Source organism: Streptomyces sp. NPDC014995 (assembly GCF_043080745.1).
Classification (GTDB): Bacteria; Actinomycetota; Actinomycetes; order Streptomycetales; family Streptomycetaceae; genus Streptomyces.
In genome coordinates, this window is record NZ_JBIBVX010000002.1 from 283,201 (window position 1) to 304,135 (window position 20,935).

At 71.1% G+C, this 20,935-nt stretch carries 20 protein-coding genes and 2 tRNA genes; 14 read left to right on the plus strand and 8 right to left on the minus strand.

Annotated elements, in window-relative coordinates; translation table 11 throughout:
* The first annotated feature begins 2 nt into the window (after nucleotides 1-2).
* Both ACF1A1_RS05670 and ACF1A1_RS05675 read left to right on the plus strand, forming a co-directional pair.
* Nucleotides 3-890, plus strand: a complete 888-nt coding sequence (locus tag ACF1A1_RS05670) for a DUF3566 domain-containing protein (RefSeq protein WP_391645775.1) — start codon at nucleotides 3-5, stop codon at nucleotides 888-890.
* A gap of 88 nt (nucleotides 891-978) precedes the next feature.
* A tRNA-Ile gene (locus ACF1A1_RS05675) sits at nucleotides 979-1,055 on the plus strand.
* 432 nt (nucleotides 1,056-1,487) lie between these two features.
* Here ACF1A1_RS05675 and ACF1A1_RS05680 read toward each other — a convergent pair.
* Entirely contained in the window at nucleotides 1,488-5,672 is a 4,185-nt protein-coding gene (locus ACF1A1_RS05680; protein ID WP_391645777.1) for a hypothetical protein, read from the minus strand.
* A 558-nt stretch (nucleotides 5,673-6,230) separates the two neighbouring features.
* Between ACF1A1_RS05680 and ACF1A1_RS05685 the strand changes: the two genes are divergently transcribed.
* Both ACF1A1_RS05685 and ACF1A1_RS05690 read left to right on the plus strand, forming a co-directional pair.
* Nucleotides 6,231-6,758, plus strand: a complete 528-nt coding sequence (locus ACF1A1_RS05685; RefSeq protein ID WP_391645779.1) for a hypothetical protein — start codon at nucleotides 6,231-6,233, stop codon at nucleotides 6,756-6,758.
* Between the two features lie 65 nt (nucleotides 6,759-6,823).
* A complete protein-coding gene (locus ACF1A1_RS05690) occupies nucleotides 6,824-7,009 on the plus strand; it encodes a ferredoxin (protein WP_391645781.1) in 186 nt (61 codons plus the stop codon).
* A 4-nt stretch (nucleotides 7,010-7,013) separates the two neighbouring features.
* Here the strand turns inward: ACF1A1_RS05690 and ACF1A1_RS05695 are convergent, their stop codons facing one another.
* The 3 genes from ACF1A1_RS05695 to ACF1A1_RS05705 form a co-directional block, all read right to left on the minus strand.
* On the minus strand, nucleotides 7,014-7,787 hold the full coding sequence (locus ACF1A1_RS05695) for a glycosyltransferase family 2 protein (protein ID WP_391645783.1): 774 nt from the start codon (nucleotides 7,785-7,787) through the stop codon (nucleotides 7,014-7,016).
* Between the two features lie 5 nt (nucleotides 7,788-7,792).
* Complete coding sequence (locus ACF1A1_RS05700; protein ID WP_391645785.1) at nucleotides 7,793-8,455, minus strand: UTRA domain-containing protein; 663 nt, start codon at nucleotides 8,453-8,455, stop codon at nucleotides 7,793-7,795.
* 455 nt (nucleotides 8,456-8,910) lie between these two features.
* Nucleotides 8,911-9,282 (minus strand): DUF6344 domain-containing protein, encoded by a 372-nt coding sequence (locus ACF1A1_RS05705; RefSeq protein WP_391645787.1) that lies wholly within the window; start codon nucleotides 9,280-9,282, stop codon nucleotides 8,911-8,913.
* A gap of 350 nt (nucleotides 9,283-9,632) precedes the next feature.
* Here ACF1A1_RS05705 and ACF1A1_RS05710 point away from each other — a divergent pair, with 350 nt between their 5' ends.
* Together ACF1A1_RS05710 and ACF1A1_RS05715 are read left to right on the plus strand one after the other, a co-directional pair.
* Nucleotides 9,633-9,761, plus strand: a complete 129-nt coding sequence (locus ACF1A1_RS05710) for a DLW-39 family protein (RefSeq protein WP_003999697.1) — start codon at nucleotides 9,633-9,635, stop codon at nucleotides 9,759-9,761.
* Between the two features lie 260 nt (nucleotides 9,762-10,021).
* A complete protein-coding gene (locus ACF1A1_RS05715) occupies nucleotides 10,022-11,407 on the plus strand; it encodes a hypothetical protein (RefSeq protein ID WP_391645789.1) in 1,386 nt (461 codons plus the stop codon).
* Here ACF1A1_RS05715 and ACF1A1_RS05720 read toward each other — a convergent pair.
* On the minus strand, nucleotides 11,371-13,110 hold the full coding sequence (locus tag ACF1A1_RS05720; protein ID WP_391645791.1) for a protein kinase: 1,740 nt from the start codon (nucleotides 13,108-13,110) through the stop codon (nucleotides 11,371-11,373). The two genes, ACF1A1_RS05715 and ACF1A1_RS05720, sit on opposite strands and share 37 nt — an antisense overlap.
* A gap of 195 nt (nucleotides 13,111-13,305) precedes the next feature.
* Nucleotides 13,306-13,854, minus strand: coding sequence for a helix-turn-helix domain-containing protein (locus tag ACF1A1_RS05725; protein WP_391645793.1), 549 nt, complete (start codon nucleotides 13,852-13,854; stop codon nucleotides 13,306-13,308).
* Between the two features lie 185 nt (nucleotides 13,855-14,039).
* Here ACF1A1_RS05725 and ACF1A1_RS05730 point away from each other — a divergent pair.
* Nucleotides 14,040-14,112 (plus strand) — tRNA-Ala (locus ACF1A1_RS05730).
* Between the two features lie 264 nt (nucleotides 14,113-14,376).
* Here ACF1A1_RS05730 and ACF1A1_RS05735 read toward each other — a convergent pair.
* On the minus strand, nucleotides 14,377-15,078 hold the full coding sequence (locus ACF1A1_RS05735) for a DUF5324 family protein (RefSeq protein WP_391645795.1): 702 nt from the start codon (nucleotides 15,076-15,078) through the stop codon (nucleotides 14,377-14,379).
* 336 nt (nucleotides 15,079-15,414) lie between these two features.
* Between ACF1A1_RS05735 and ACF1A1_RS05740 the strand changes: the two genes are divergently transcribed.
* Together ACF1A1_RS05740 and ACF1A1_RS05745 are read left to right on the plus strand one after the other, a co-directional pair.
* Nucleotides 15,415-15,942: a peptidylprolyl isomerase gene (locus ACF1A1_RS05740; RefSeq protein ID WP_391645797.1), complete on the plus strand. Its 528-nt coding sequence runs from the start codon at nucleotides 15,415-15,417 to the stop codon at nucleotides 15,940-15,942.
* Between the two features lie 98 nt (nucleotides 15,943-16,040).
* Entirely contained in the window at nucleotides 16,041-16,937 is an 897-nt protein-coding gene (locus ACF1A1_RS05745; RefSeq protein ID WP_391645799.1) for a rhomboid family intramembrane serine protease, read from the plus strand.
* A gap of 256 nt (nucleotides 16,938-17,193) precedes the next feature.
* Here ACF1A1_RS05745 and crgA read toward each other — a convergent pair whose 3' ends face one another.
* Nucleotides 17,194-17,448 carry a cell division protein CrgA gene (gene crgA, locus ACF1A1_RS05750; protein ID WP_189931486.1) on the minus strand — a complete coding sequence of 85 codons (255 nt, stop codon included), beginning with the start codon at nucleotides 17,446-17,448 and terminating at the stop codon, nucleotides 17,194-17,196.
* Nucleotides 17,449-17,589: 141 nt separating this feature from the next.
* On the opposite strand from crgA, the gene ACF1A1_RS05755 reads away from it, so the two are divergent.
* Genes ACF1A1_RS05755 through ACF1A1_RS05775 form a run of 5 tightly spaced genes read left to right on the plus strand, consistent with a single transcriptional unit; the run spans nucleotide 17,590 to nucleotide 20,935 of the window.
* Entirely contained in the window at nucleotides 17,590-18,378 is a 789-nt protein-coding gene (locus ACF1A1_RS05755; RefSeq protein ID WP_391645801.1) for a DUF881 domain-containing protein, read from the plus strand.
* A gap of 29 nt (nucleotides 18,379-18,407) precedes the next feature.
* The gene (locus ACF1A1_RS05760; RefSeq protein ID WP_391645803.1) at nucleotides 18,408-19,097 is read left to right on the plus strand and encodes a class E sortase; all 690 of its coding nucleotides are present in this window, start codon (nucleotides 18,408-18,410) and stop codon (nucleotides 19,095-19,097) included.
* Nucleotides 19,098-19,101: 4 nt separating this feature from the next.
* Complete coding sequence (locus ACF1A1_RS05765; protein ID WP_391646429.1) at nucleotides 19,102-19,311, plus strand: hypothetical protein; 210 nt, start codon at nucleotides 19,102-19,104, stop codon at nucleotides 19,309-19,311.
* The gene (locus ACF1A1_RS05770; protein ID WP_391645805.1) at nucleotides 19,308-19,946 is read left to right on the plus strand and encodes an aminodeoxychorismate/anthranilate synthase component II; all 639 of its coding nucleotides are present in this window, start codon (nucleotides 19,308-19,310) and stop codon (nucleotides 19,944-19,946) included. The genes ACF1A1_RS05765 and ACF1A1_RS05770 overlap by 4 nt, the downstream gene beginning before the upstream one ends.
* Nucleotides 19,865-20,935 carry a class E sortase gene (locus ACF1A1_RS05775; RefSeq protein WP_391646387.1) on the plus strand — a complete coding sequence of 357 codons (1,071 nt, stop codon included), beginning with the start codon at nucleotides 19,865-19,867 and terminating at the stop codon, nucleotides 20,933-20,935. Before ACF1A1_RS05770 ends, ACF1A1_RS05775 begins: the two co-directional genes overlap by 82 nt.

Consider the following 20,935-nt stretch of genomic DNA (forward strand, 5'->3'; position numbering starts at 1 on the left):
TCGTGAGCGGAGCCACGGGCGCCGGTTCGGTCGGTACGCCGTCCGGCACCTCTGCCGGCCCTTCTACCGGTTCGTCCGCCGGTAGGGAAACGGACGACGGCGGCCGTGGCTCCGCCGCGGGGGCGAGGGACGCGCGCGCGACCGACGCCGGCGGGGTCGACGCGCGCGCGACGGACCAGCACACGACGAACCTTCAGGCGATCAAGGCGCCCGTGAAGGGCGCGCCGGCGAAGGGCGCGAAGAATCCGCCCTCGCCCGACACACATGGATCCCAGGGGGGAACTGTGACGGACACCCGAGGCCCGCAGACCCAGCAGTACGCGGCTGGAGCGGGTCCGGCCGCTCCGGGCGCCCAGCCGCAGCCGCAGGCCGCCACCGAGGCCCAGCAGGCCTCCCCGCTCCCCGGTGACCGGGGAGCACAGCAGCCCTCCGGCCCCTACCACCCGCCGCAGGCCTACCCGACGCAGTCCCCGGCCGCGGCGGTACGCCGTCCGCGCACCGGCGCCAGCACCACGCCCCGCGTGCGCAAGGCGCGGCTGCGCGTGGCGAAGGCCGACCCGTGGTCGGTGATGAAGGTCAGCTTCCTGCTCTCCATCGCGCTCGGCATCTGCACGATCGTCGCGGCTGCCGTCCTGTGGATGGTCATGGACGCGATGGGCGTGTTCTCGACGGTCGGTGGCACGATCTCGGAGGCGACCGGCTCGAACGAGTCGAACGGCTTCGACCTCCAGTCGTTCCTGTCCCTCCCCCACGTCCTGATGTTCACGTCGATCATCGCGGTCATCGACGTCGTCCTCGCGACGGCCCTCGCGACCCTCGGCGCGTTCATCTACAACCTCTCCGCGGGCTTCGTGGGCGGCATCGAACTGACGCTGGCCGAGGACGAGTGACCTGCCCCGACTATCGATTTTGGGACTGCCCCGGTCGTGCGCTAATCTTCAGGAGTCAGCGCGCGGGACACACACCGCAGAGCGCGGCGGGGCTATAGCTCAGTTGGTTAGAGCGCATCCCTGATAAGGATGAGGCCACAGGTTCAAATCCTGTTAGCCCCACCAGCGAAAAAGACCCCCAACCGATCATGGTTGGGGGTCTTTGACGTCTACGGCTGACACCGACCGGTGCGGGCAGGCTGGTCCGCCGGGGAGCGGGACCTTGGGGAGTTCGGTCCGAGAGAGGCTCACCGGGTCGGTCATCGCCGGGCGAGGCAAGCCGCGGCCGGATGTCCGGTTCGCCGAGTCGTGGGAGACGTCGCGGTGTGGGCCCGTGGTGCTCTTCGGCGACTCCGAGGCTGCCTGGCAGGTGTGGGCGTCGGCAGCCGCCGGCGTGCAGGGCGGCCGTCTCGTCGCGCGGGGCATGCGAAGGCCCGGCCGCTAGCGACGGGGGATGCACCAGCGACCGGGCTATGGCCAAGGCTAACAAGGCTGGTGGGCCGGGGGGAGGGGACTGCTCGGGTGCACTCAGGTGTTGTGATGGGGATCACTTCACCGTCACTCGTCGCAGGGGGGCTCGTACGAGAGGCGGGGCAGGTACTCGTGCCACTTGTCCTGGGTCAGGACGCCCCGCGTGGTCGAGCAGATGTGGTCGATGGCCTTGTCGACGTCGAGGTTCCACAGCCGGACGGTGTCCGTGCCGCTCGACACCCCGATCATGTGGTTGCGGGGGCTGAAGGACAGGAAGTTGCCCGTCTTGGCGTTGGGGCTCATCGACTGGCCGATGGGGGTCGCGTCGGAGGGATCGGTGACGTTCCACAGGCGGACCGTGTTGTCGTTGCCGCCGCTGGCCAGGGTGCGGCCGTCCTGACTGTAGGTCAGGGACACGACCGCTTCGGTGTGGCCGGTGAGGGGGGAGTGGCGTTCGGTGGCCTCGAGGGGGTCGGTGACGTTCCACAGGCGGACCGTGTCGTCGTCGCTGCCGCTGGCCAGGCTGCGGCCGTCGGGGCTGTACACGAGGGTGTTGACCGGTCCGGCGTGGCCCTTGAGGGGCGCGCCGAGGGGCGTGGCGCGGCGGGGGTCGGTCACGTCCCAGAGGCGGATGGTGCCGTCCGCGCTGCCGCTGGCCAGGTTCCGGCCGTTCCGGCTGAAGACGAGGGCGTTGACGTAGCCCTTGTGGCCGGTGAGCGGGGCGCCCAGCGGGACGGGGCGGGACGGGTCGGCGACGTTCCAGAGCTGGAGGGTGCGGTCGTCGTAGGCGGTGGCGAGGGTGCGGCCGTCGGGGCTGAACGCCAGCGCTTCGGGGCCCATGAACCGGGTGCGCAGGGTGAGCGGCGGGCCGTAGGAGACCGGGTGGGCCGGGTCGGTGACGTTCCACAGATAGACCGAGCGGCTGCCCGTCAGCACCGCGAGGGTGTGGCCGTCGGGGGAGAACACCAGCGAGCGCTGGCCGCCGTCCCCGGGCATGAACGGTTCGTTCAGCAGCACGGGCCGGTGGGGAGTCTCCACGTTCCACAGCCGGACGCTTCCGTCGCGCGCGGCCGTGGCGAGCACCCGCCCGTCCGGGCGGAACGCCCCACTGCGGCCGATCATGTCCGACGTCGGGATCGACCACAGGCGGACCTTGCTGTCGCCGCTCCCAGTGGCGAGGGTGCGGCCGTCGGGGCTGAAGCCGAGGGCGTACATCTCGCCGCTGCTCCCGGCCAGCGGCTCGCCGACCTGCGCCGGGTACGCCGGATCGCTGACGTTCCACAGACTCGCCGTGCTGTCGGCGCTGGCCGCGGCGAGCGTGGTGCCGTCGGGGTTGAAGGCCACCGACCAGATGGGGGCGGTGTGGCCGGTGAGCGGTGGGCCGAGCTGGGCGGCCCGGCGGGGGTCGGTCACGTCCCAGAGGCGGATGGTGTCGTCGGCGCCGCCGCTGGCGAGGGTACGGCCGTCGGGGCTGAAGGCCACGGAGTGCACCAGGTCGGTGTGGCCGGTCAGTGTCCGGAGGGCCTGCGGTCGGGCCGGGGCGGCCACGTTCCACAGCCTGATGGTGTCGTCGTCGCCGCCGGCCGCCAGCGTCCGTCCGTCGGGAGAGAAGGCGACCGAGCGCACGGCGGCGGCGTGGCCGGTCAGGGCGCCGAGCGCCTTCGGCCGGCCGGGGCCGGCCATGTTCCACAGACGTACGGTGCGGTCTTCGCCGACGGAGGCCAGCGTCCGCCCGTCCGGGCTGAAGGCGAGCAGGTAGATCGTGCCCTTGTGTCCGGTCAGGGGCGTGCCGAGCGGCTTGGGACGGCCGGGATGCCGGACGTCCCACAGCCGGATCGTGCCGTCGTCCCCGGCGCTGGCGAGGGTGTCGCCGTCCGGGCTGAAGACCGCGCTGCTCACCCAACTCGTGTGACCGGTGAGGGGCTTGCCCAGTGGCTCGGGGCGGGTCGGATCGCTCACGTCCCACAGCCGTACGGTCCGGTCGTAGCTGGCGGTGGCCAGGAGTCGTCCGTCCGGGCTGAAGGAGGTGAGGTAGACGGCGCCGGTGTGGCCGAGGAGCGGGGTGGCGAGCGGTGCGTTGACGATCGAGATCAGCCGGTTGATCGTGCCCTCGTCGTCCGGCCGCAGGCGGTGTGCCACCAGGTCGAGTTGGGCGGACAGCGACGGGTCCGTGTACTGGACGCGGTCGGCCTCGGCGACGACCTGTTCGAACACGGCGTCGTTGCGCTGCTGCCACGCGACGACCGCCGCGCCGACGGCCAGGATCGCGAGGACGACCAGGGTCGACACCGCGGCACGGCTGATCCACACCGTGCGCTTGCGCAGCCTGACCGAGGCGGCCAGGAACTCCACGGCGCTCCGGGTCAGATACGTGTCACCGGCCGACTCCGCCCACGCGCGGGCCTGTTCCAGACGGGAACCCCGGTACAGCAGCGACGAGTCGCGGTGCGAACTCTCCCAGGCCCTGCCGTCCTCCTCCAGGCGCTGACGCAGCAGGTTGCCGCCCCGGTCCTCGTCGATCCAGTCGCGCAGCCGCGGCCAGGCGTGCAGCAGGGCCTCGTGGGTGATCTCCACGGTGTCCGCGTCGAGCGTCACCAACCGGGCCTGGACCAGCGCCTCGAGGGACTCCTCGGTCTTGCCCGGGTCCGTCGACTCGGCCGCCAGTTGGCGCCGGGTCCCGCGCCGACGGGTGGCCTGGGTGTCCTCGCTCAGCCGGACCAGGCGCAGCAGCAGCAGCCGCGCGGCCGTACGTGCCGCCGGGTCGAGGCTGGACCAGGCGCGCTCGGCGGTCGCCGCCACCGCTCCCTGGATGCCGCCGGCGGCGCGGTAGCCGGCCAGCGTCAGCCTGCCCGCCTTCCGTCGCTGCCAGGTGGCGAGCAGGGCGTGGGAGAGGAGCGGCAGCACACCCGCGTCGTGCGCGCCGCGGGGCCCGTCCGCGCTGACCTCACGCACGATCAGTTCGGCGAGGCCCGGTTCGAGTTCCAGTCCTACGGCTTTGGCGGGTCCGTTGACGGCTTCGCGCAGCTCCGTGATGGTCAGCGGGCCGAGCACCATGTGCCGGTGTTGCAGCGCGTCGGCCAGCTCGGGGTAGCCGAGGCACTGTTCGTAGAAGTCGGCGCGGATGCCGAGGATGACGAGGACGGGGGCCGGGTCGCCCGGGGCGGCGGGCGTGCAGGCGGCGTGGAGGAGCTGGATGAAGGTGCGCCGGGTCGCCGCGTCCGGACAGAGGGTGAAGGTCTCCTCGAACTGGTCCACGATGACGACCGGGCGTTCTCGGGGAGGTCCCGAGGGCTCGGAGCCCGCGGAGGACCGGGAGGGCTGGGAGGGCCGGGAGGGCTGGGAGGAAGGGGAGGAAGGGGAGGGGCCGGAGGAGGGGGAGGAGGAGGGGGAGGGTTCGGAGGAGGAGGGTTCGGAGTGCGTCGAGGACTCGGAGTCCGCCCATGCCGTGAGGGCGTTCCGTACCGCCTGCGCGAAGTGCGGGGTGCCGGGTTCCGTCGCCGCACCGGGCTCCCCGGCGGTGGCACGGGTGAGGTCGGGCAGGGCCTCGGCGAGCTCGGGGATGGAGCGGGTCAGCTCCGCGAGGGGATCGGCTCCCGGGACGAGCTGGAGCACCTTCCTGCCCCGGCCGTCCTCGGTGGCGGTGGACGTCGTCCCGCCCGGTGGGCCGTTCCGCAGGGCGGGCACCAGGCCGGCGCTCAGCAGGGAGGACTTGCCCGCCCCCGAGGCGCCCACGAGCATCACCAGGCCCCCCGTCTCCTCCGCCGAGCGGAGCTGGGCGACGAGGGCCTCCGTGCTCCGCTCGCGGCCGAAGAACCACCGGGCGTCCTCCTGGCGGTACGAGGCGAGGCCCCGGTACGGGCAGACGCCACCCGGAACGGGCGGGGGTTCGCCGGGGGGCTTCTCCTCCACGGACGCCTCGGGGCTGTCACCGACCGGGTCGGCCAGCGCGCGCTCCCACAGGCGCTGCCACTGGGTCAGGTCGTACAGACCCGTGGACACCGGCACGGGCCGCGAGCGGCGGGCTTCGGGGATGAGGACGTGCAGCACAGCCGCCAGGGCGGCGAACTGGGCGGGCACGTTCCTGGCCCGTCGCCAGTCGCTGATCCGCTGGGCGGACACCCGTACGGGCCGCCCTCGTTCGTCGATCCGCTGGAGGCGGGCGACGGCTTCGGACACGCGCTTGAGCGGCGGGTTGCCGGCCTCCTTGTACAGCAGCGCGAGACGTTCCGCGAAGGCCGTGCGTGCCCCGGAGCCGGAACTCAAGGTCTCCACCCCTTTACTCCCCCGCAGCTGGCATCCGGTCCGGAAAACCCACTTTATACGGCTGACCTGCGGTTAAGCGGGTGACCGGACTCCGGAACCTCCTCGGAACGAGCCTCAGATGGCAGGATCCCGTCGCAGTTGCGCATCAACCGGGCGTCGCCCGCACAGGCCACCAGCTCAGCGCTTGGAGACAGCTCATGGCGCCGCATGTTCCCGGCCAACTTCCGCCGGATGTCCCAGACGGTCGCGACGCTCCCGTCGCATGAGCGTACGGGGACCCGTGAAGCAGTCCCCCGTCCGGACTGCTGCCACATTCACCACGGGCTCCCGGCTTACCTCGGTCCACGCCCCCGCGGCGCGGACCGACGCCACCCGCACCGTTCGGCAGCGGTCCGCACGAGGGGAGGGACCGGTGCCGAACGGTGCGGCGTGTGGCAGCGCGGCTCGAACCACCGCCGGCACTCCGCGCCGGGCCACGCGCGCCCCCGTACCCCTGGACCCCTGGATAGCTGACGGTCAGTCAGTTATGGTTCGCCCTGCCGTGTCGCCTGCGAAGGGGTGGATGCCATGGAGACCCGTTCCCAGAGCCCGCAGCCGCCGGGGGTCCCCCGTTGGGCCGCGATGTTCTACGAACCGTCTTCGGGGACGTGGCGGCTGGGTGCGGAATCGCCCGACCGTTCACCCGTGGTGTACGCGATCGGTGAGATGGCCCAGGTCATGCGGGCGCGGGGGGACGAGGTGACCGTCGCGCTGTGGGGTCCGCGGGACGGCACGTGGCAGCGCTTCGACGCGGCCGCCCCCGTGACGGACCCGGCTGCCCCGGTGACCGACGCGGCCGTGGCCGCTGTGGCCGCCGTGGCCCCGGATACGGCGTCCCGTCCGCCGTCCCAGGGCGCCGGTCAGCCCAGCAGGCTGGCGGAGCGGATGCACGACCGCCGGCACCAGGTGCTCATGGCCGGCCTGAGCAAGGCGGGCCTCTACGACCTCACGCCGGAGGACGTGACGGCCGTCCGCACTCTCGTGGACCGGCTCGACGAGGCCACCCTGCGCAGGGTCGCCCACTGGATGGCCGGCGCCGGTGGCGGAGCCGGTTGAGCGAGCCGCTCGGAGGGCAGTGAGGTCCTGATGGTCTGCTGGTTCCCGTCGCGACTGGAGCGCACATGAAGATCTCCGTGGACCCCGAACGGTGTTACGGATCCGGCGAGTGCGTCTACCGGGTGCCGTCCGTCTTCACCGAGGCCGACGGATTCGGAGCCGTCATACCGGGGCGCGAGGACGCGGGAGACGATCCGCGGGTGCGGGAGGCGGCGGAGAGGTGCCCGTCCCAGGCCATCGTCGTCCGGTAGCCGATCAGGGGCGCTGCCACCGGAACGACGCCAGCGCCCTGGCCCTCGCCTCCACGACGGCCATGCGGGCATCGCGCTCGTCCGGGTCCACGTGCGCCGCCTGTCCCGTGGCCTGCCCGCCCCACTTCCGGTAGAGGAGCCCCACCTCCGCCGAGAACCACCCGCGGCTCACCGAGTTGAGGGCGAGCAGCAGCCCGGTGTCCTCCGACGCGGGCAGCGCCATCCAGCCGCCCAGCGCGAGCAGCAGGTCCCGGCGTACGAACAGGCTCGCCGGATGCACCTGGGCCCGGAAGTCGTTCGCCTTCCAGTAGTCGAGCACGTCACCGCGCTCGATCGGCCCGTTGGGCGGGTCGCCCGGGAAACCGGCCGTCGACCCGTCCGGAAGGAGGTCGAGGACCCGCGAGGTCGCCCACCCGATCGCCGGGTCGCCCTCGAGAGCGGCCAGGTCGCGGGCCAGGACGCCCGGGGTGAGCCGGTCGTCGGCGTCCAGGACCTTCACGTACTCACCCTCGGCGTGGGCGAGCGCGATGGTGCGGGCGACACCGGGCCCGCCCCGGCGTCCCTGGCGGAAGGTCACGCGCGGGTCGTCGGGGACGTACGGGGAGACCTCGTCCGTCGTGCCGTCCTCGCGGATCACCCAGTGCCACTCCCAGCCGTCGGGCAACTCCTGGTCGCACAGCGACTTGTAGGCCTCCGGCAGATACGTGGCCGACGGGGCGTGCACCGCGGTGACGACGACGATGCGCCGGCTCGCGGCGGCGTTCACGGCAGCGCCCACCGCACTCACCACCTCTCCAGGCGCGTGGTGAACAGCAGCTCCGTGCGGTCGCCGGGCAGCGTGACGTCGGAGATGTTCACCACGCGGTCGTCGATGTCGTAGGAGGTCTTGCGCAGCAGGATCACCGGCGTGCCGGCCGGCAGGTCCAGCTCCCGGACCTCATCGGGTGTCGGCGGGCGCGCGGTGACGCGTTCCTCGATGCGGTCCACCTCGATGCCCACGGTGTGGAGCTGGTTCTGGGTGCCTCCCGGCCACGGCTCCCTGCTCTCGTCCAGCAGGTCCGGGTTGGCCGCGATCATGTCGCGGACCAGGTAGGAGGTCACGAGACCGAAAGGGGCGCTCTCGCTCGCGCGTCTGGTCCGGTAGGTGCGTTCGACGAGTACGGTGCCGTCCTGGACGCCGAACGCGTCGGCGAGGTCCCTCGGCGCCTTGATCTCGCGGTACGCCGCATGGAAGACGAGGGCCTGGGACTCCAGACCGGTGTCGCGTTCCGTCGCTCCGGTCCCGGCCCGTTCGGTCAGGGGCGCGCGTGCGCGGTCCTTCTCCCACTGGTGCCGCCGGTTGTCGCGGACGACCGGTGTGCGGGGGTGCCGGACGACGGTGCCGCGGCCGTGCCGCTGGTCGAGCGGGTCTTCCTCGTTTTCGTTTCCGCCGTACGCCCTGGGCACCGATGCTCACCGATCCGTCGTCGTCCGCGTCCGTCGTTCGCCGTCCCGCCGACAAGCTGACAACCGCGGCCCAGCCTACGGCTGATCATGGGGCGCCGCCCTGGCAGGGGCGTACGAACCTGGCTCGCGTCGCCTGCCCACTTCCTCGACCGGTACGTCACTCTCCTGGAGAACCGCGCTGACGGAGAACCGCGCTGACGAGCCCGCCCGACGTCCGCCCGCGCCGAAGGCCCGGTGGCTCCTGGGGGAGCTTCCGGGCCTGCTTCGTAGGCGCTGTACCGGCTGTACGCAAGTCGCCGTTACGTCGTGCTGGTGCTGGTGTTTCTCTCAAGCACTGGTGCTGGTGTTGGTGTTGGTGCTGCCATCAAGCGCCGCTGGTGCCGGCGTGAGTGGCGCTGTTCGTTCGGTCTGTGCCGGCGCGGTGCCGGATGTTTTCGGGTGGCGGGGCCGGAGGCTCAGCGCTGCATCGGGATCGGCGTCCTGAGGTCGTCCGTGGTGGCTTCGGGGTCACACGCCGCCGGGAGGTGGCCGGCCGGTTCCGCTTCCGGGAGGGGGCGGTGGCGGCAGCTGGGGGACTTGCCGTGGGCCTCGGCGCGGATGCGCTGTTTCATCGTGGGGGGCAGGGACCGGGCGAAGAACCAGGACCAGGGGGACACCGCCGGCACGGACGGGTGGACGGTGCTGTCGCTCTTGTCGCTGTTGCGCGTCGACTCGGTCTGCGCTACCGCGGTCGCGGAGGTCGTCGTGACGAAACCGAGCGCGGCGCACAGGGCGACGAGGGCGGTGATGATGGTGGTCCACAGCTTCATGACCCGGTTCTCGGCCATGTCCCCTCACTTTCGGGCTGGGCGATTTGCGTACTTTCCTCATGATGTGTATGGGGGCTGCGAAGTGGTGGACCGACGCTCGCGGCGTGGGGATGTTCCGATGAACACCACTCGGATGGGTGCAAAGGGGTAGGAAAGTGCTGGAGACGGGGCGATAGGGGATGAAATCGCTCTCCGTGAAGATGTGATCACCCTCCGATCGGAGCGTGTCATCCGCTGCGCCCCGAGCCGGCTAATGCTCCGTCGAGGGCGGGAGTTGAGGGCCCGACGCAGGTCACCGATCGGTATCGGTCGGTGTGTATAGTCGGGCGCCAGAGGTCCCCTACGTCAACGAAAGACGAGGTCGCGCGGTGAAGAAGCTTCTCCTGGTCGCACTGGCCGCCATCGGCGGGCTCCTCGTGTACCGCCAGATCCAGGCGGATCGCGCCGAGCAGGATCTGTGGACGGAGGCGACCGACTCCGTGCCCACGGGTTCGTGAGTACCCATACCGGAAACTGAACAGACCCCGGCCGCTCTTCGCGGTCGGGGTTTTGTGTTGCGCGGAGCGCTGTCCCCGGCTACAGGACGTGTGGGCAGAGCCTGGGCCACGGCGCCGAGCCCTCGGCGGAAGCCCGGACAGAGGCGTGCGTATCGGACGCTCGTGCGGAATGCGGGGGTGGTGCGCGGGTCGGCGGGGCAGGATGGGCCACGGCCGGGTCCGGGCAGGACCAGGTGCCGGCGAGGACGAGGGGGCGTGTGATGGGCCGGCGTGCGGGGCGGAGGGCCGCCGTGTGGCGAGCCTCGGCGGTCAGGGCCGTGGTGGGCAGGGCCGTCGTGCGGGTCACCGCCGTGGTGGCGGTGGCCTGCGTGTCGTCGGCGGCGCTCCCGGGGGCCGTCGCCGTGGCGGCCGTGCCGTCCTACGGCTTCGACGACGGCGCCCGGCGCGTTCCGGCCGCGACGGGCACGGGTGACGCCGAACGCCTGGAAGCCGGCACCACCTACCGGAGTTCCTTCACGGAGCGGGGCAAGGCCTACTACCGCCTCGAACTCGACGCCGCCTCGAACGCGTACGTCTCCGTGACGGCCGTGCCGCGCGCCGACGCCACGCTCGCGAGCGGCGACGGGATCAGGGTCTCCGTGCAGAACGCCGACAGCGTCGGCTGCTCCTACGACTCCGTGACCATCGGGGCGTCGCGCAGCCCGCGCCCGCTCACGGCCTGGGGCGCACGGGAGATCAAGGCCGGCAAGGGGCTGTGCCAGGAGGCCGGCACGTACTACGTCGTCGTCGAGCGCACCGACACCGGCAGCGGCCCCGAGTCCGACCAGCCCTGGGAGCTGGAACTCGCGCCCGTCTCCGAGCCGCCCCTGGAGAAGGCCGGCGCCACGAGCGTGCCGGAGGCGTGGAATTCCGCCACCCCCGCGCCTCCCGTCGCCGAGCCCGTACGCCGCCGGGGTGGCGAGGGCTTCGCCGGGGCGACCGCTCTGGAGCAGGGCGTCTGGCGCGACGACATCACTCCCGGACAGACCCTCTTCTACAAGGTGCCCGTCGGCTGGGGACAGCAGCTGTACGCCACCGTCGACCTGGACAGCGCGGACAAGGACACCGGCTTCGTGGTGCCCGCGCTGGACATGACCCTCTACAGCCCGGTGCGCGCCGAGGTCGAGGACACGAGCATCGGCTACGGCGGCCGACAGACGTCGGCATCCCTGGCCCCGCTGCCTCCGGTCCGGTACGTCAACCGGTACGCCCCCACCGACCCGGCCAACAGCCTGCGGTTCGCCGGCTCCTACTACCTCGTACTGCACCTGTCCGCGCGAGTCGCCGACCGTTTCGGGGAGGGTCCGTACGGTCTGAGACTGCGCGTGCGGGTCGACGGAGCGGCGCAGTCCGGGCCGGGGTACGCGGGCCGGTCACTGCCGCGCGGCGTCTTCGAGGCAGGCGCGCGGCTGGGGGAGGGCGTGGAGGCCGGCGCTCCGGCCGCGGGCGGGGACGGCGGGGACGGCCGTACCGCCATGAAGGCGGTCGCCGCGGGCGGCATCGGCACCGGCAGTGCGTTGCTGCTGGTGCTCGGCGTGTGGACGGTCACGGCCCGGCGCCGGGCCGCCGCTCAGATCCGCGACAAGGCCCAGAACCCCACGGCGTAACAGACCAGCGCGAGCAGCAGGAGCGGCAGCGCGACCTTGGCGGGCGGGCCGGGACGGCGGGGGGCGCGGGCGCGGCGGTGCCCCCGGCGGGCCGGCTGCGGCCGTCGGGGGGCCGCGGGCGCGGAAAACGGCTGGGCGGAGGGCGGTTCCTGCGGTTCCTGCGATTGCTGCGATTGCTGCGATTCCTGCGGGTCCTGAGCGGTGTACGAAGCAGTGGAGGCGTCGGCGCGGTGCTCGTGGGAGCGCAGCGCGTAGGTGGGTTCGTACGGGGAGACGGCGGTGGCGTGGCGCGGGGGCGGAGGGGATGCGGACGCCGGGACGGGAGTGTGGGTGGGCTGAGGGGGAGCGGCCACGGGGGTGGGCGTGTGGGTGGACTGAGGTGGCGGCAGGTGGAAGCTGCCGGTGTCCGACATGGAGGGGGCGGGAGTCCCGGAAGTGGGGGCGGGGGCCGCTGGTGAGTGCGCCGGTCGTGCGGACTGACGGGGGTCGCCCGGTACGGAGTCCGGGCCGCTTCCGCTGCCCGCTTCCGGTGTTCGGGGGCCGGAGGTTCCGGGTCCGGGTGCTGCGGGTCCGGGGGTTCCCGGTCCGGAGGGGAAGGAGCCGGACGCGACGGAGCCCGTGTCCGAGCCGTACGTCACGGCACCCGTGCCGGCGCCGGAGCTGACGGAGCCCGTGCCGGGCCACGCCGCGAGGGAATCCGTGCCCGGGCCGGCGGGAGTTCGGTCGGCGGAGGGCCGGTGGGCCGAGGATGAGTCGCCCGTGTTCTGCTGCGGGGACGTCCGCTCGAAGGGGGACGGTGTCACGGTGACGCCCGAGGCGGGCTTGAGCGGGCCTCTCGGACCGAATCCCGCGGGCAGCGGCCCGATGTGGTCGAAGATCTCGATCCGCTCGTCGTCCGGGCCGGGCTCGGGCAGCAGTTCGGCGGCCGCGGCCAGCGCCTTGCGCGCTCCGGTGGCCGTGCGGAAACGGGCCTGCGGATCCGGTTGCAGCAGCGTGGCCACGACCTGCCACAGCGGTTCCGGAATGCCCTTGGGCGCGGCGGGAGTTCCGTGCTCCGCGAAGTACTGGACGAGCGCCTTGGCGTCCGGCTTGGCGCCCTCCAGCAGATACAGCGCGACCAGGCCCACGGCGAACAGGTCGGCGGGGAAGTCCGGGTCGTAGCCCAGCATCTGCTCGGGCGCGAGGTAACCGGGCGTTCCCACCACGAGGTTGGTCTCGGTCAGGCGTGGTTCGCCCAGTCGCATCGCGATGCCGAAGTCCGACAGCCGCAACCGCGGCCGGGCCGTTCCGGTGGCCTCCAGCAACACGTTGGCGGGCTTGATGTCGCGGTGCACGACGCCCTCCGCGTGGACCGCGGCGAGCCCGGACAGGAGTTGGTCGAGGAGCGTGCAGACGAACGCGGGCGGCAGGGGGCCGTAGTCGCCGACCAGATGGACCAGCGAACCGCCGGCGACCAGATCCATGGTGAACAGGACCTTGTCGTCGTCGGCGGCCCAGCTGGCGGGCGCCAGGACATGCGGATGGTCGATCCGCAGCGCCTGCTCGCGGACGAAGCGCAGCAGCGCGTGGGCATCGCGCTGCTGGAGCACCTTGGCGGCCACATAGCGACGGCGCCGGTGGTCCCAGGCACGCCAGACGGCGCCGACTCCTCCACGGCCGATCGGGTCGGCGAGTTCGTACCGTCCGGCGAAGACCTCACCCATGGCAGTGCGTCGCTCCTCCCCCTGCGGTTTCCCGCGGTTTCCCCCTGCTACCCCCTCGCTACCCCCGAGAGGAGCGATACGACCTCCGAGACGAGCGATACAACCCCCGAGATGAGGGATGCGACCCCCCGAGATGAGCGATACAACCCCCGAGACACGGGTGACCGAACCCCCTTCGGTCACCGGGCCTTGGGATCAGCTCTGGTGCGACTGGTAGTGCGCCACCGCGTCGGAGGTGCGGCCGGCGCCGTACACCCGGAGGAACTCGGCCAGTTCCGGGTGGCTCGGGGCGAGGGAGTCGGCGGCCTCGATGATGTCGCCGGCGGCGGCCACCGAGCGCAGCAGCGACTGGATCTCGCGGACCACCCGCTTGACCGTGGGCGCCCCCGAACCGCTCGTCGTCTGCGTGGTGTTGTTGAGCACCGATCCCCCCTGCGACCTCTTGATCTCGTCCATGCGCTCGGTCGCCTCGGCGGCGCTGACGCTGCCGTCGGCGACCTGGGCCGCCAACTCCTGGAGCAGCTGCACACGCTGCACCACGGCCGGATTGCCGATCTTCGCCCGCTGGCCGCTCATCAGCTGGGAGAGCATCGGCGCCGACAGTCCCAGTACCCCCGCGAGACGAGCCTGGTTGAGGCCAAGATCGTCGATGAGCTTACGGAAGAGCGCCCCCAGCGGCTCCCCGTACCAGTTCCGCTGGAGTTCCCGCGCTCTTGCGGTGGCTTCCTGCTGTGCGGCGTCCATGTGCGTCTCCCCATCGCTTCCCCAAAAAACCGCCGGTTCGCTGTAGCGAACCACGCCGAGCATCTTACGGAGAGTGGTCATCCGCGGGGACCCCCAATCTTTTTGCTAGATCCGGGGGGTGACCCGGTACTCTGGTCTGCGGCGCCCGCCGGTACGAGGTTTCTCCGGCCGGACGCTTCTCTCGAGGGGCCTTAGCTCAGTTGGTAGAGCGCTGTCTTTGCATGGCAGATGTCAGGGGTTCGACTCCCCTAGGCTCCACAGCAGCAGAAACACCCCTCCGACCTCGGAAAACGAGGTCGGAGGGGTGTTTCACGTGAAACGCCGCTGCGTTCTTCCGCAGTGCGCCGTATCGCCGTACTTCCTGGCGGCCGGAGACCTCAGCCCTCGCGGCCGAAGGCCTCAGCCCTTGGGACCGAAGGCCTCAGCGCGGATGACCGAAGGCCTCAGCGGCAGCCGCAGCGGAGGCCGCGGCAAGGCTTCAGTGAAGCCTCGGCCGCCTCAGCTGCGGTCCTCAGTGCCGCCTCAGCTGCGGTCCTCGCGGTTCGCCGCCTCCTCCTCGGCCTCCTTGGCCTGTACCTCGGGGTCGAGGGCGGTCGTCTCGCCGGTGCCGTCGACCGAGGTCAGACCGCCGGCGGGGACCTCCGTGGCGGCGGGCGGCTCGACCAGCCAGTCCGGGTTGGCCTGCTTGTCCCACCACTTCCAGGCCGCCATGGCTCCGGCGCCGACGACGCCCACCACGGCCAGGGCCTTGGCGAGCTTGCCCGCCCTGGCCCGCCGCCGGTGCTTGCGCGCCAGCTTCTGGATCTCCTTCGGCGTCACCTGGCCGCGCAGCGCGGCCAGCGCGGCGACGCTCCGGGCGGCGGCCTCGTCCTTCACGGGCCCGGCCGCGGCCATCGCCTGTTCGATCCTCGGCCGTGAGTAGTCGGCGGCCTGCCGTGCGGCCAGGCGCGTTCGGGCGGCCGCCTCGTGAGCGGCCTGGTCGACCTTCGGCGGGACGTGCGCCCGCGCCTGCTCCAGACGGGGCGCGACATGGGCGTCGTACTGGACGCGGGCCTGCTCGGCGGCCTGCGACACCTTGGGCGCGAGCCGTACGCGGGCCTCGTGCGCATAGAGCGCGGCCCTCTCCTTGGCCGTGTCGGCGTAGGGCGCCACCACGTCCGCGGCGTGCAGCACGCTGTCCTTTGCCGAGCCGGTCGCGGCGCGCACGCTGTCGATGCGGGTCACGGGTTCCTCCTCCTCGGTGGCGTACGGTATTTCGACTTTCCACCCTTTTACGGATCATGCCTGCCGACGGCCTTCGGGGCATGCGCGGACGGGCATACGGGTGCCGAACGTCCCGGGTTGTTGTGATCGGATACAAGAGGGGATGAATACGGGGCAACGGGAGCTTGTCGTCGACAATGCCACGGATCAGCTCCGCTCGCTCCTGTCCCGGACGACTCGGGCGCATTTCCCTGCCCCGAAGCGGCCTCTTCCGGCGCGGGGAGAGGTCGCCGGGCGACGTACGGCCCCGGGCGTGCGAGGATCGGGGGGTTACAGGAAGACAACGGAAGGCAGATCGTGGCCGAGCAGCTGTACGCCACCCTGAAGACCAACCACGGCGACATCGAGGTCCGGCTCTTCCCGGACCACGCCCCCAAGACGGTCAAGAACTTCGTCGACCTCGCCACCGGCGGGCGCCAGTGGACCCACCCCGCCACGGGTGAGAAGTCCACGGCGAAGCTCTACGACGGCACGGTCTTCCACCGGGTGATCAGCGGATTCATGATTCAGGGCGGTGACCCGCTGGGCAACGGCACCGGCGGTCCCGGCTACCAGTTCGAGGACGAGTTCCACCCGGACCTGCGCTTCGACAAGCCCTACCTGCTGGCCATGGCCAACGCCGGTCCGGGCACCAACGGCTCGCAGTTCTTCATCACCGTCGCCCCGACGGCCTGGCTGAACCGCAAGCACACCATCTTCGGTGAGGTCACCGACGCGGCCAGCCAGAAGGTCATCGACACGATCGCGAGCACGCAGACCAACCCGCGCACGGACCGCCCGCTCAACGACGTCGTCATCGAGTCGGTCGTCGTCGAGCAGCGCTGACCGCACGACGGACGGTTCCCTCCGGGGAACCAAATGCCCCGCTCGTCCGTATGGATGAGCGGGGCACAGCCCTGCCTACGACGACTCTGGGGGATCCCATGGACCAGGCGCCAGGCAGCCGCCAGGACGACGCCCACAGCGGCCTGCCCGCCTGCTACCGGCACGCCGACCGCGAGACCGGCGTGCGCTGCACCCGCTGCGAGCGCCCGATCTGCCCCGAGTGCATGGTCAGCGCCTCCGTCGGCTTCCAGTGCCCGGACTGCGTCCGCAGCGGCTCCGGCACCGGTCACGCACCCTCGGCGTCCCGGCCGCGCACCCTGGCCGGGGGCACCATGACCGCCGACCCCCGCCTCGTCACCAAGATCCTCCTCGGTCTCTGCCTGGCCGCCTTCCTGGTCCAGCTCTCCGTCGGCGACCGCTTCACCGACAGCTTCGACCTGATCGGACGCGCCTACATCCCCCTCCTCGGGGAGTTCGGGGGCGTCGCGGAGGGACAGTGGTACCGGCTGCTGACGTCGATGTTCCTGCACGGCAGCTACATCCACATCGTCTTCAACATGCTCAGCCTGTGGTGGCTCGGCGGCCCCCTGGAAGAGGCCCTCGGCCGCGCCCGCTACCTCGCGCTCTACTTCGTCTCCGGCCTCGCGGGCAGTGCGCTGACCTACCTCCTCGCCGCCCCGAACCAGCCCTCGCTCGGCGCCTCGGGCGCCATCTTCGGCCTCTTCGGCGCCACCGCCGTCCTGATGCGCCGGATGCGTTACGACATGCGTCCGATCATCGCCCTGCTGGTGATCAACCTGATCTTCACCTTCAGCCCCGGGTTCAACATCTCCTGGCAGGCCCACATCGGCGGTCTCGTCGCCGGCGTCGTCATCGGGTACGGCATGGTCCACGCCCCGCGGGAGCGGCGGGCGCTGGTGCAGTTCGGTGCCTGTGCCCTGGTGCTCGTCGTGGCTGTGGTGCTGACCCTCCTGAGGACCGGCCAGCTCACCTGAGCGCCTCTGTTTCCACAGCGTGCCCGATCTTGTGCACAGCGTGCGAGAACACCTGTGCCCCCTGTCACCGACCTGGTGTTTACGCAGGTCAGGCAGGGGGCGAACAGTCTTGCGGAAGCCGGTGTGTCAGTCGTACCGGTGTCAACCCTCGACGGGTTATCCACAGATCGTCTTTCTTTTCCCCAGGCGGGGTGTGGAAATCTCCCGGGGTTGTGGATAACTCAGCGGATAGCCCTGGGCAGAGGTGGCCCGGGGACTACTTCCACTGGGTGGAGACGCCGAATCCGGCGGCGATGAAGCCGAAGCCCACCACGATGTTCCAGTTGCCGAGCTGGTCGATGGGCAGGGATCCGTCGGTCACGTAGAACACGACGATCCAGGCGAGCCCGATGAGGAACATGGCCAGCATCACCGGTGCGACCCAGGCGCGGCTGTTCAGCTTGATCGCGGTCGCCTGCTTCGCCGGCGGCGGCGTGTAGTCGGCCTTCTTGCGGATACGTGACTTCGGCACGAGGGTCTCTCCTGTCGATGCGCTGCGTGGCCGCGCAGGGAACTCGGTCGGGCTCGGGGCAGCGTACAAGGGGACACTGAGCTCTCCCCCGGGCGTCCGTTAGCGTAGTGCTTCTACGGCGCCGAAGGAGATAAGGGTACGTTGAGCAATTCTGCCGACTCCCCCGGGACGGGTTCAACGGGTTCCGCTCCCGTCCGCCGACCTCGCTTCCGGCCGGTGCGGGTGCTCACCGTGGGTGTCTTCGCCCTCGCGGGGCTCATTTTCTTCACCAGCTTCAACACGGCCAAGGGCACCAATATCCGTACGGACACGTCCTTGCTGAAACTTTCCGACCTGATCCAGGAACGCAGCCACAAGAACGGCGAACTGGACGAGTCCAACGCGGCCCTGCGCGACGACGTCGAGTCGCTCGCCGACGCCGACGACGGCAGCACGCAGGCCGAGGACGAGAAGCTCGCCCGGCTGGAGAAGGCTGCGGGCACGCAGGCGGTCAAGGGCAAGGCGATCACGGTCACGCTCAACGACGCCCCGCCGAACGCCACCGCCAAGCTCCCCGGCTATCCCGAGCCGCAGCCCGACTACCTGGTCATCCACCAGCAGGACCTCCAGGCCGTGGTGAACGCCCTCTGGCAGGGCGGCGCCCAGGGCATCAAGGTCATGGACCAGCGGCTGATCTCGACCAGCGCCGTGCGCTGCGTGGGCAACACCCTGATCCTCCAGGGCCGCGTCTACTCCCCGCCGTACAAGATCCAGGCCGTCGGTGACCCGGAGAAGCTCCAGCAGGCGCTCGCGGACTCGCCGGCGATCCAGAACTACATGGTGTACGTCAACGTCTACGGGCTCGGCTGGAAAGTCACCGAGGACGGCACGGTGACTCTGCCGGGCTACTCGGGCACAGTGGATCTGCACTACGCGAAGCCAGTGGAGTAGCCGGAGTAGCCGCCTTACGGGAGCCGCCGGTGCGCGTGATCGTCCGGACCGTCAGCGAGCTGTGCATCACCGTCGGCACCGTGATCGTGCTGTTCGTCGTCCACGTGCTGTTCTGGACGGGCGTGAAGGCCGACCACGTGATGGACGACCAGATCGACCGCCTGCGGGACCAGTGGGCGCAGGTACCCGCGCGGGACGGTGCGCCGGCGCACCGTCCCGCGTCGAGCCCCGCACCGCCGCCGCCGTACCGCAACGGCGAGCCCTTCGCGATCATGTACATCCCGCGGCTTGGTTTCACGTGGAACAAGCCCGTCCTCGAAGGGACGGCCACCGGCACCCTGAAGAAGGGGCTCGGACACTACGCGGGGACCGCGCGGCTCGGGCAGACCGGCAACTTCTCCGTCGCCGGACACCGCCGCACCTACGGCGACCCCTTCAAGGACTTCCCGAAGCTGCGGCGCGGGGACGCGGTGGTGCTCACGGACGGGACGACCTGGTTCACGTACCGGATCGATCAGGGGCCCTACAAAACTGTGCCCACGGACATCGAGGTGATCGACGCTGTGCCACGTAAGTCGGGGTATACGCGCCCCGGGCGCTATCTGACGCTGACCACGTGCGATCCCGAATGGGGGCACAGTCACCGGCTGATCGTCTGGGCGCACCTGGACTCCACACAGCCCGTGGAGGCAGGCAAACCGAAGGCTCTCCGCCGTTAGTCTGGTGACGTACGGCGTGAGTCTGGTGCCGTGGCGCGACGGAAGGGACGGCATGTACGGCTGGATCTGGCGGCATCTGCCGGGAAACGCCTTGGTGAAGGCGCTGATCTCGATCGTGCTGGTTCTGGCCGTGGTGTATGCCCTGTTCCAGTACGTCTTCCCGTGGGCCGAACCGCTGCTTCCCTTCAACGATGTGACGGTGGACAACCAGTGAGCGCGCGCATTCTCGTCGTCGACAACTACGACAGCTTCGTCTTCAACCTGGTCCAGTACCTGTACCAGCTGGGCGCCGAGTGCGAGGTCCTGCGCAACGACGAGGTCTCCACGGCCCACGCCCAGGACGGCTTCGACGGCGTCCTGCTCTCCCCGGGCCCGGGCACGCCCGAGGAGGCCGGGGTCTGCGTCGACATGGTCCGTCACTGCGCGGCGACCGGCGTGCCGGTCTTCGGCGTCTGCCTGGGCATGCAGTCGATGCAGGTCGCGTACGGCGGTGTGGTCGACCGGGCGCCGGAGCTGCTGCACGGCAAGACGTCGCTGGTCGAGCACGAGGGCAGCGGCGTCTTCGCCGGACTGCCCTCGCCCTTCACGGCGACCCGCTACCACTCCCTGGCGGCCGAGCCGGCGACGGTCCCGGACGAGCTGCTGGTCACCGCCCGTACGCACGACGGCATCATCATGGGCCTGCGCCACCGCGAGCTGCCCGTCGAGGGCGTGCAGTTCCACCCGGAGTCGGTGCTGACCGAGCACGGGCACCGGATGCTGGCCAACTGGCTGGTGGAGTGCGGCGACCAGGGCGCGGTGGCGAGGTCGGCGGGGCTGGCCCCGGTGGTGGGCAGGGCCACGGCGTGACCGCGCTGCGCCCCGAGCGCGAGGACTTGTACGGCGGGGCGCCGTACGAGCCTCCCATCGACGAGGAGACGGTGGCCCTGCGGATTCCGCAGCCGCCGCAGTCCGTGTTCGGCGGCGAGTCCATGTCCGCTTCTGACGCCCCGGCGGCATCTGCTGCCACTGGAGTCACACCGGGCGGCAGAGCGGCCCGTAGAAAGGCCGCCAAGGGTCGTCACGGGCGTCACGGCGGCGCCTCCTCGGAGACCGTGGGATCGGCGCAGCCGACGTCGCGTCCCCTCTCGCGGGTCGAGGCCCGCCGACGGGCGAAGGCCCGCAAGCCGAGCGCGGCCGTGGTCGTCAGCCGGGCCGTCGGCGAGGTGTTCATCACCACCGGCGTGCTGATGCTGCTGTTCGTCACCTACCAGCTGTGGTGGACGAACGTCCGGGCGCACGCGCAGGCGGACAAGGAGGCCAGCAGCCTCCAGGACGACTGGGCGAACGGCAGGCGCAACCCGGGGACCTTCTCGCCGGGGCAGGGCTTCGCCCTCCTGCACATCCCCAAGCTGGACGTGGTGGTCCCGATCGCCGAGGGCATCAGCAACAAGAAGGTGCTCGACAAGGGCATGGTCGGGCACTACGCCGAGGGCGCGCTGAAGACGGCCATGCCCGACGCGAAGACCGGCAACTTCGGGATCGCCGGCCACCGCAACACACACGGCGAACCGTTCCGGTACATCAACAAGCTCCAGCCCGGCGACGCGATTGTCGTCGAGACGCAGGACGAGTACTACGTCTACAAGATGGCGTCGATGCTGCCGGTGACCTCACCGAGCAACGTGAGCGTCCTCGAGCCGGTGCCGCCGGGCTCCGGATTCACCGGGCCGGGCCGGTACATCACCCTGACGACGTGCACACCGGAGTTCACCAGCAAGTACCGGTTGATCGTCTGGGGCAAGATGGTCGAGGAACGGCCGCGCAGCAAGGGCAAGCCGGATGCGCTCGTCGAGTAG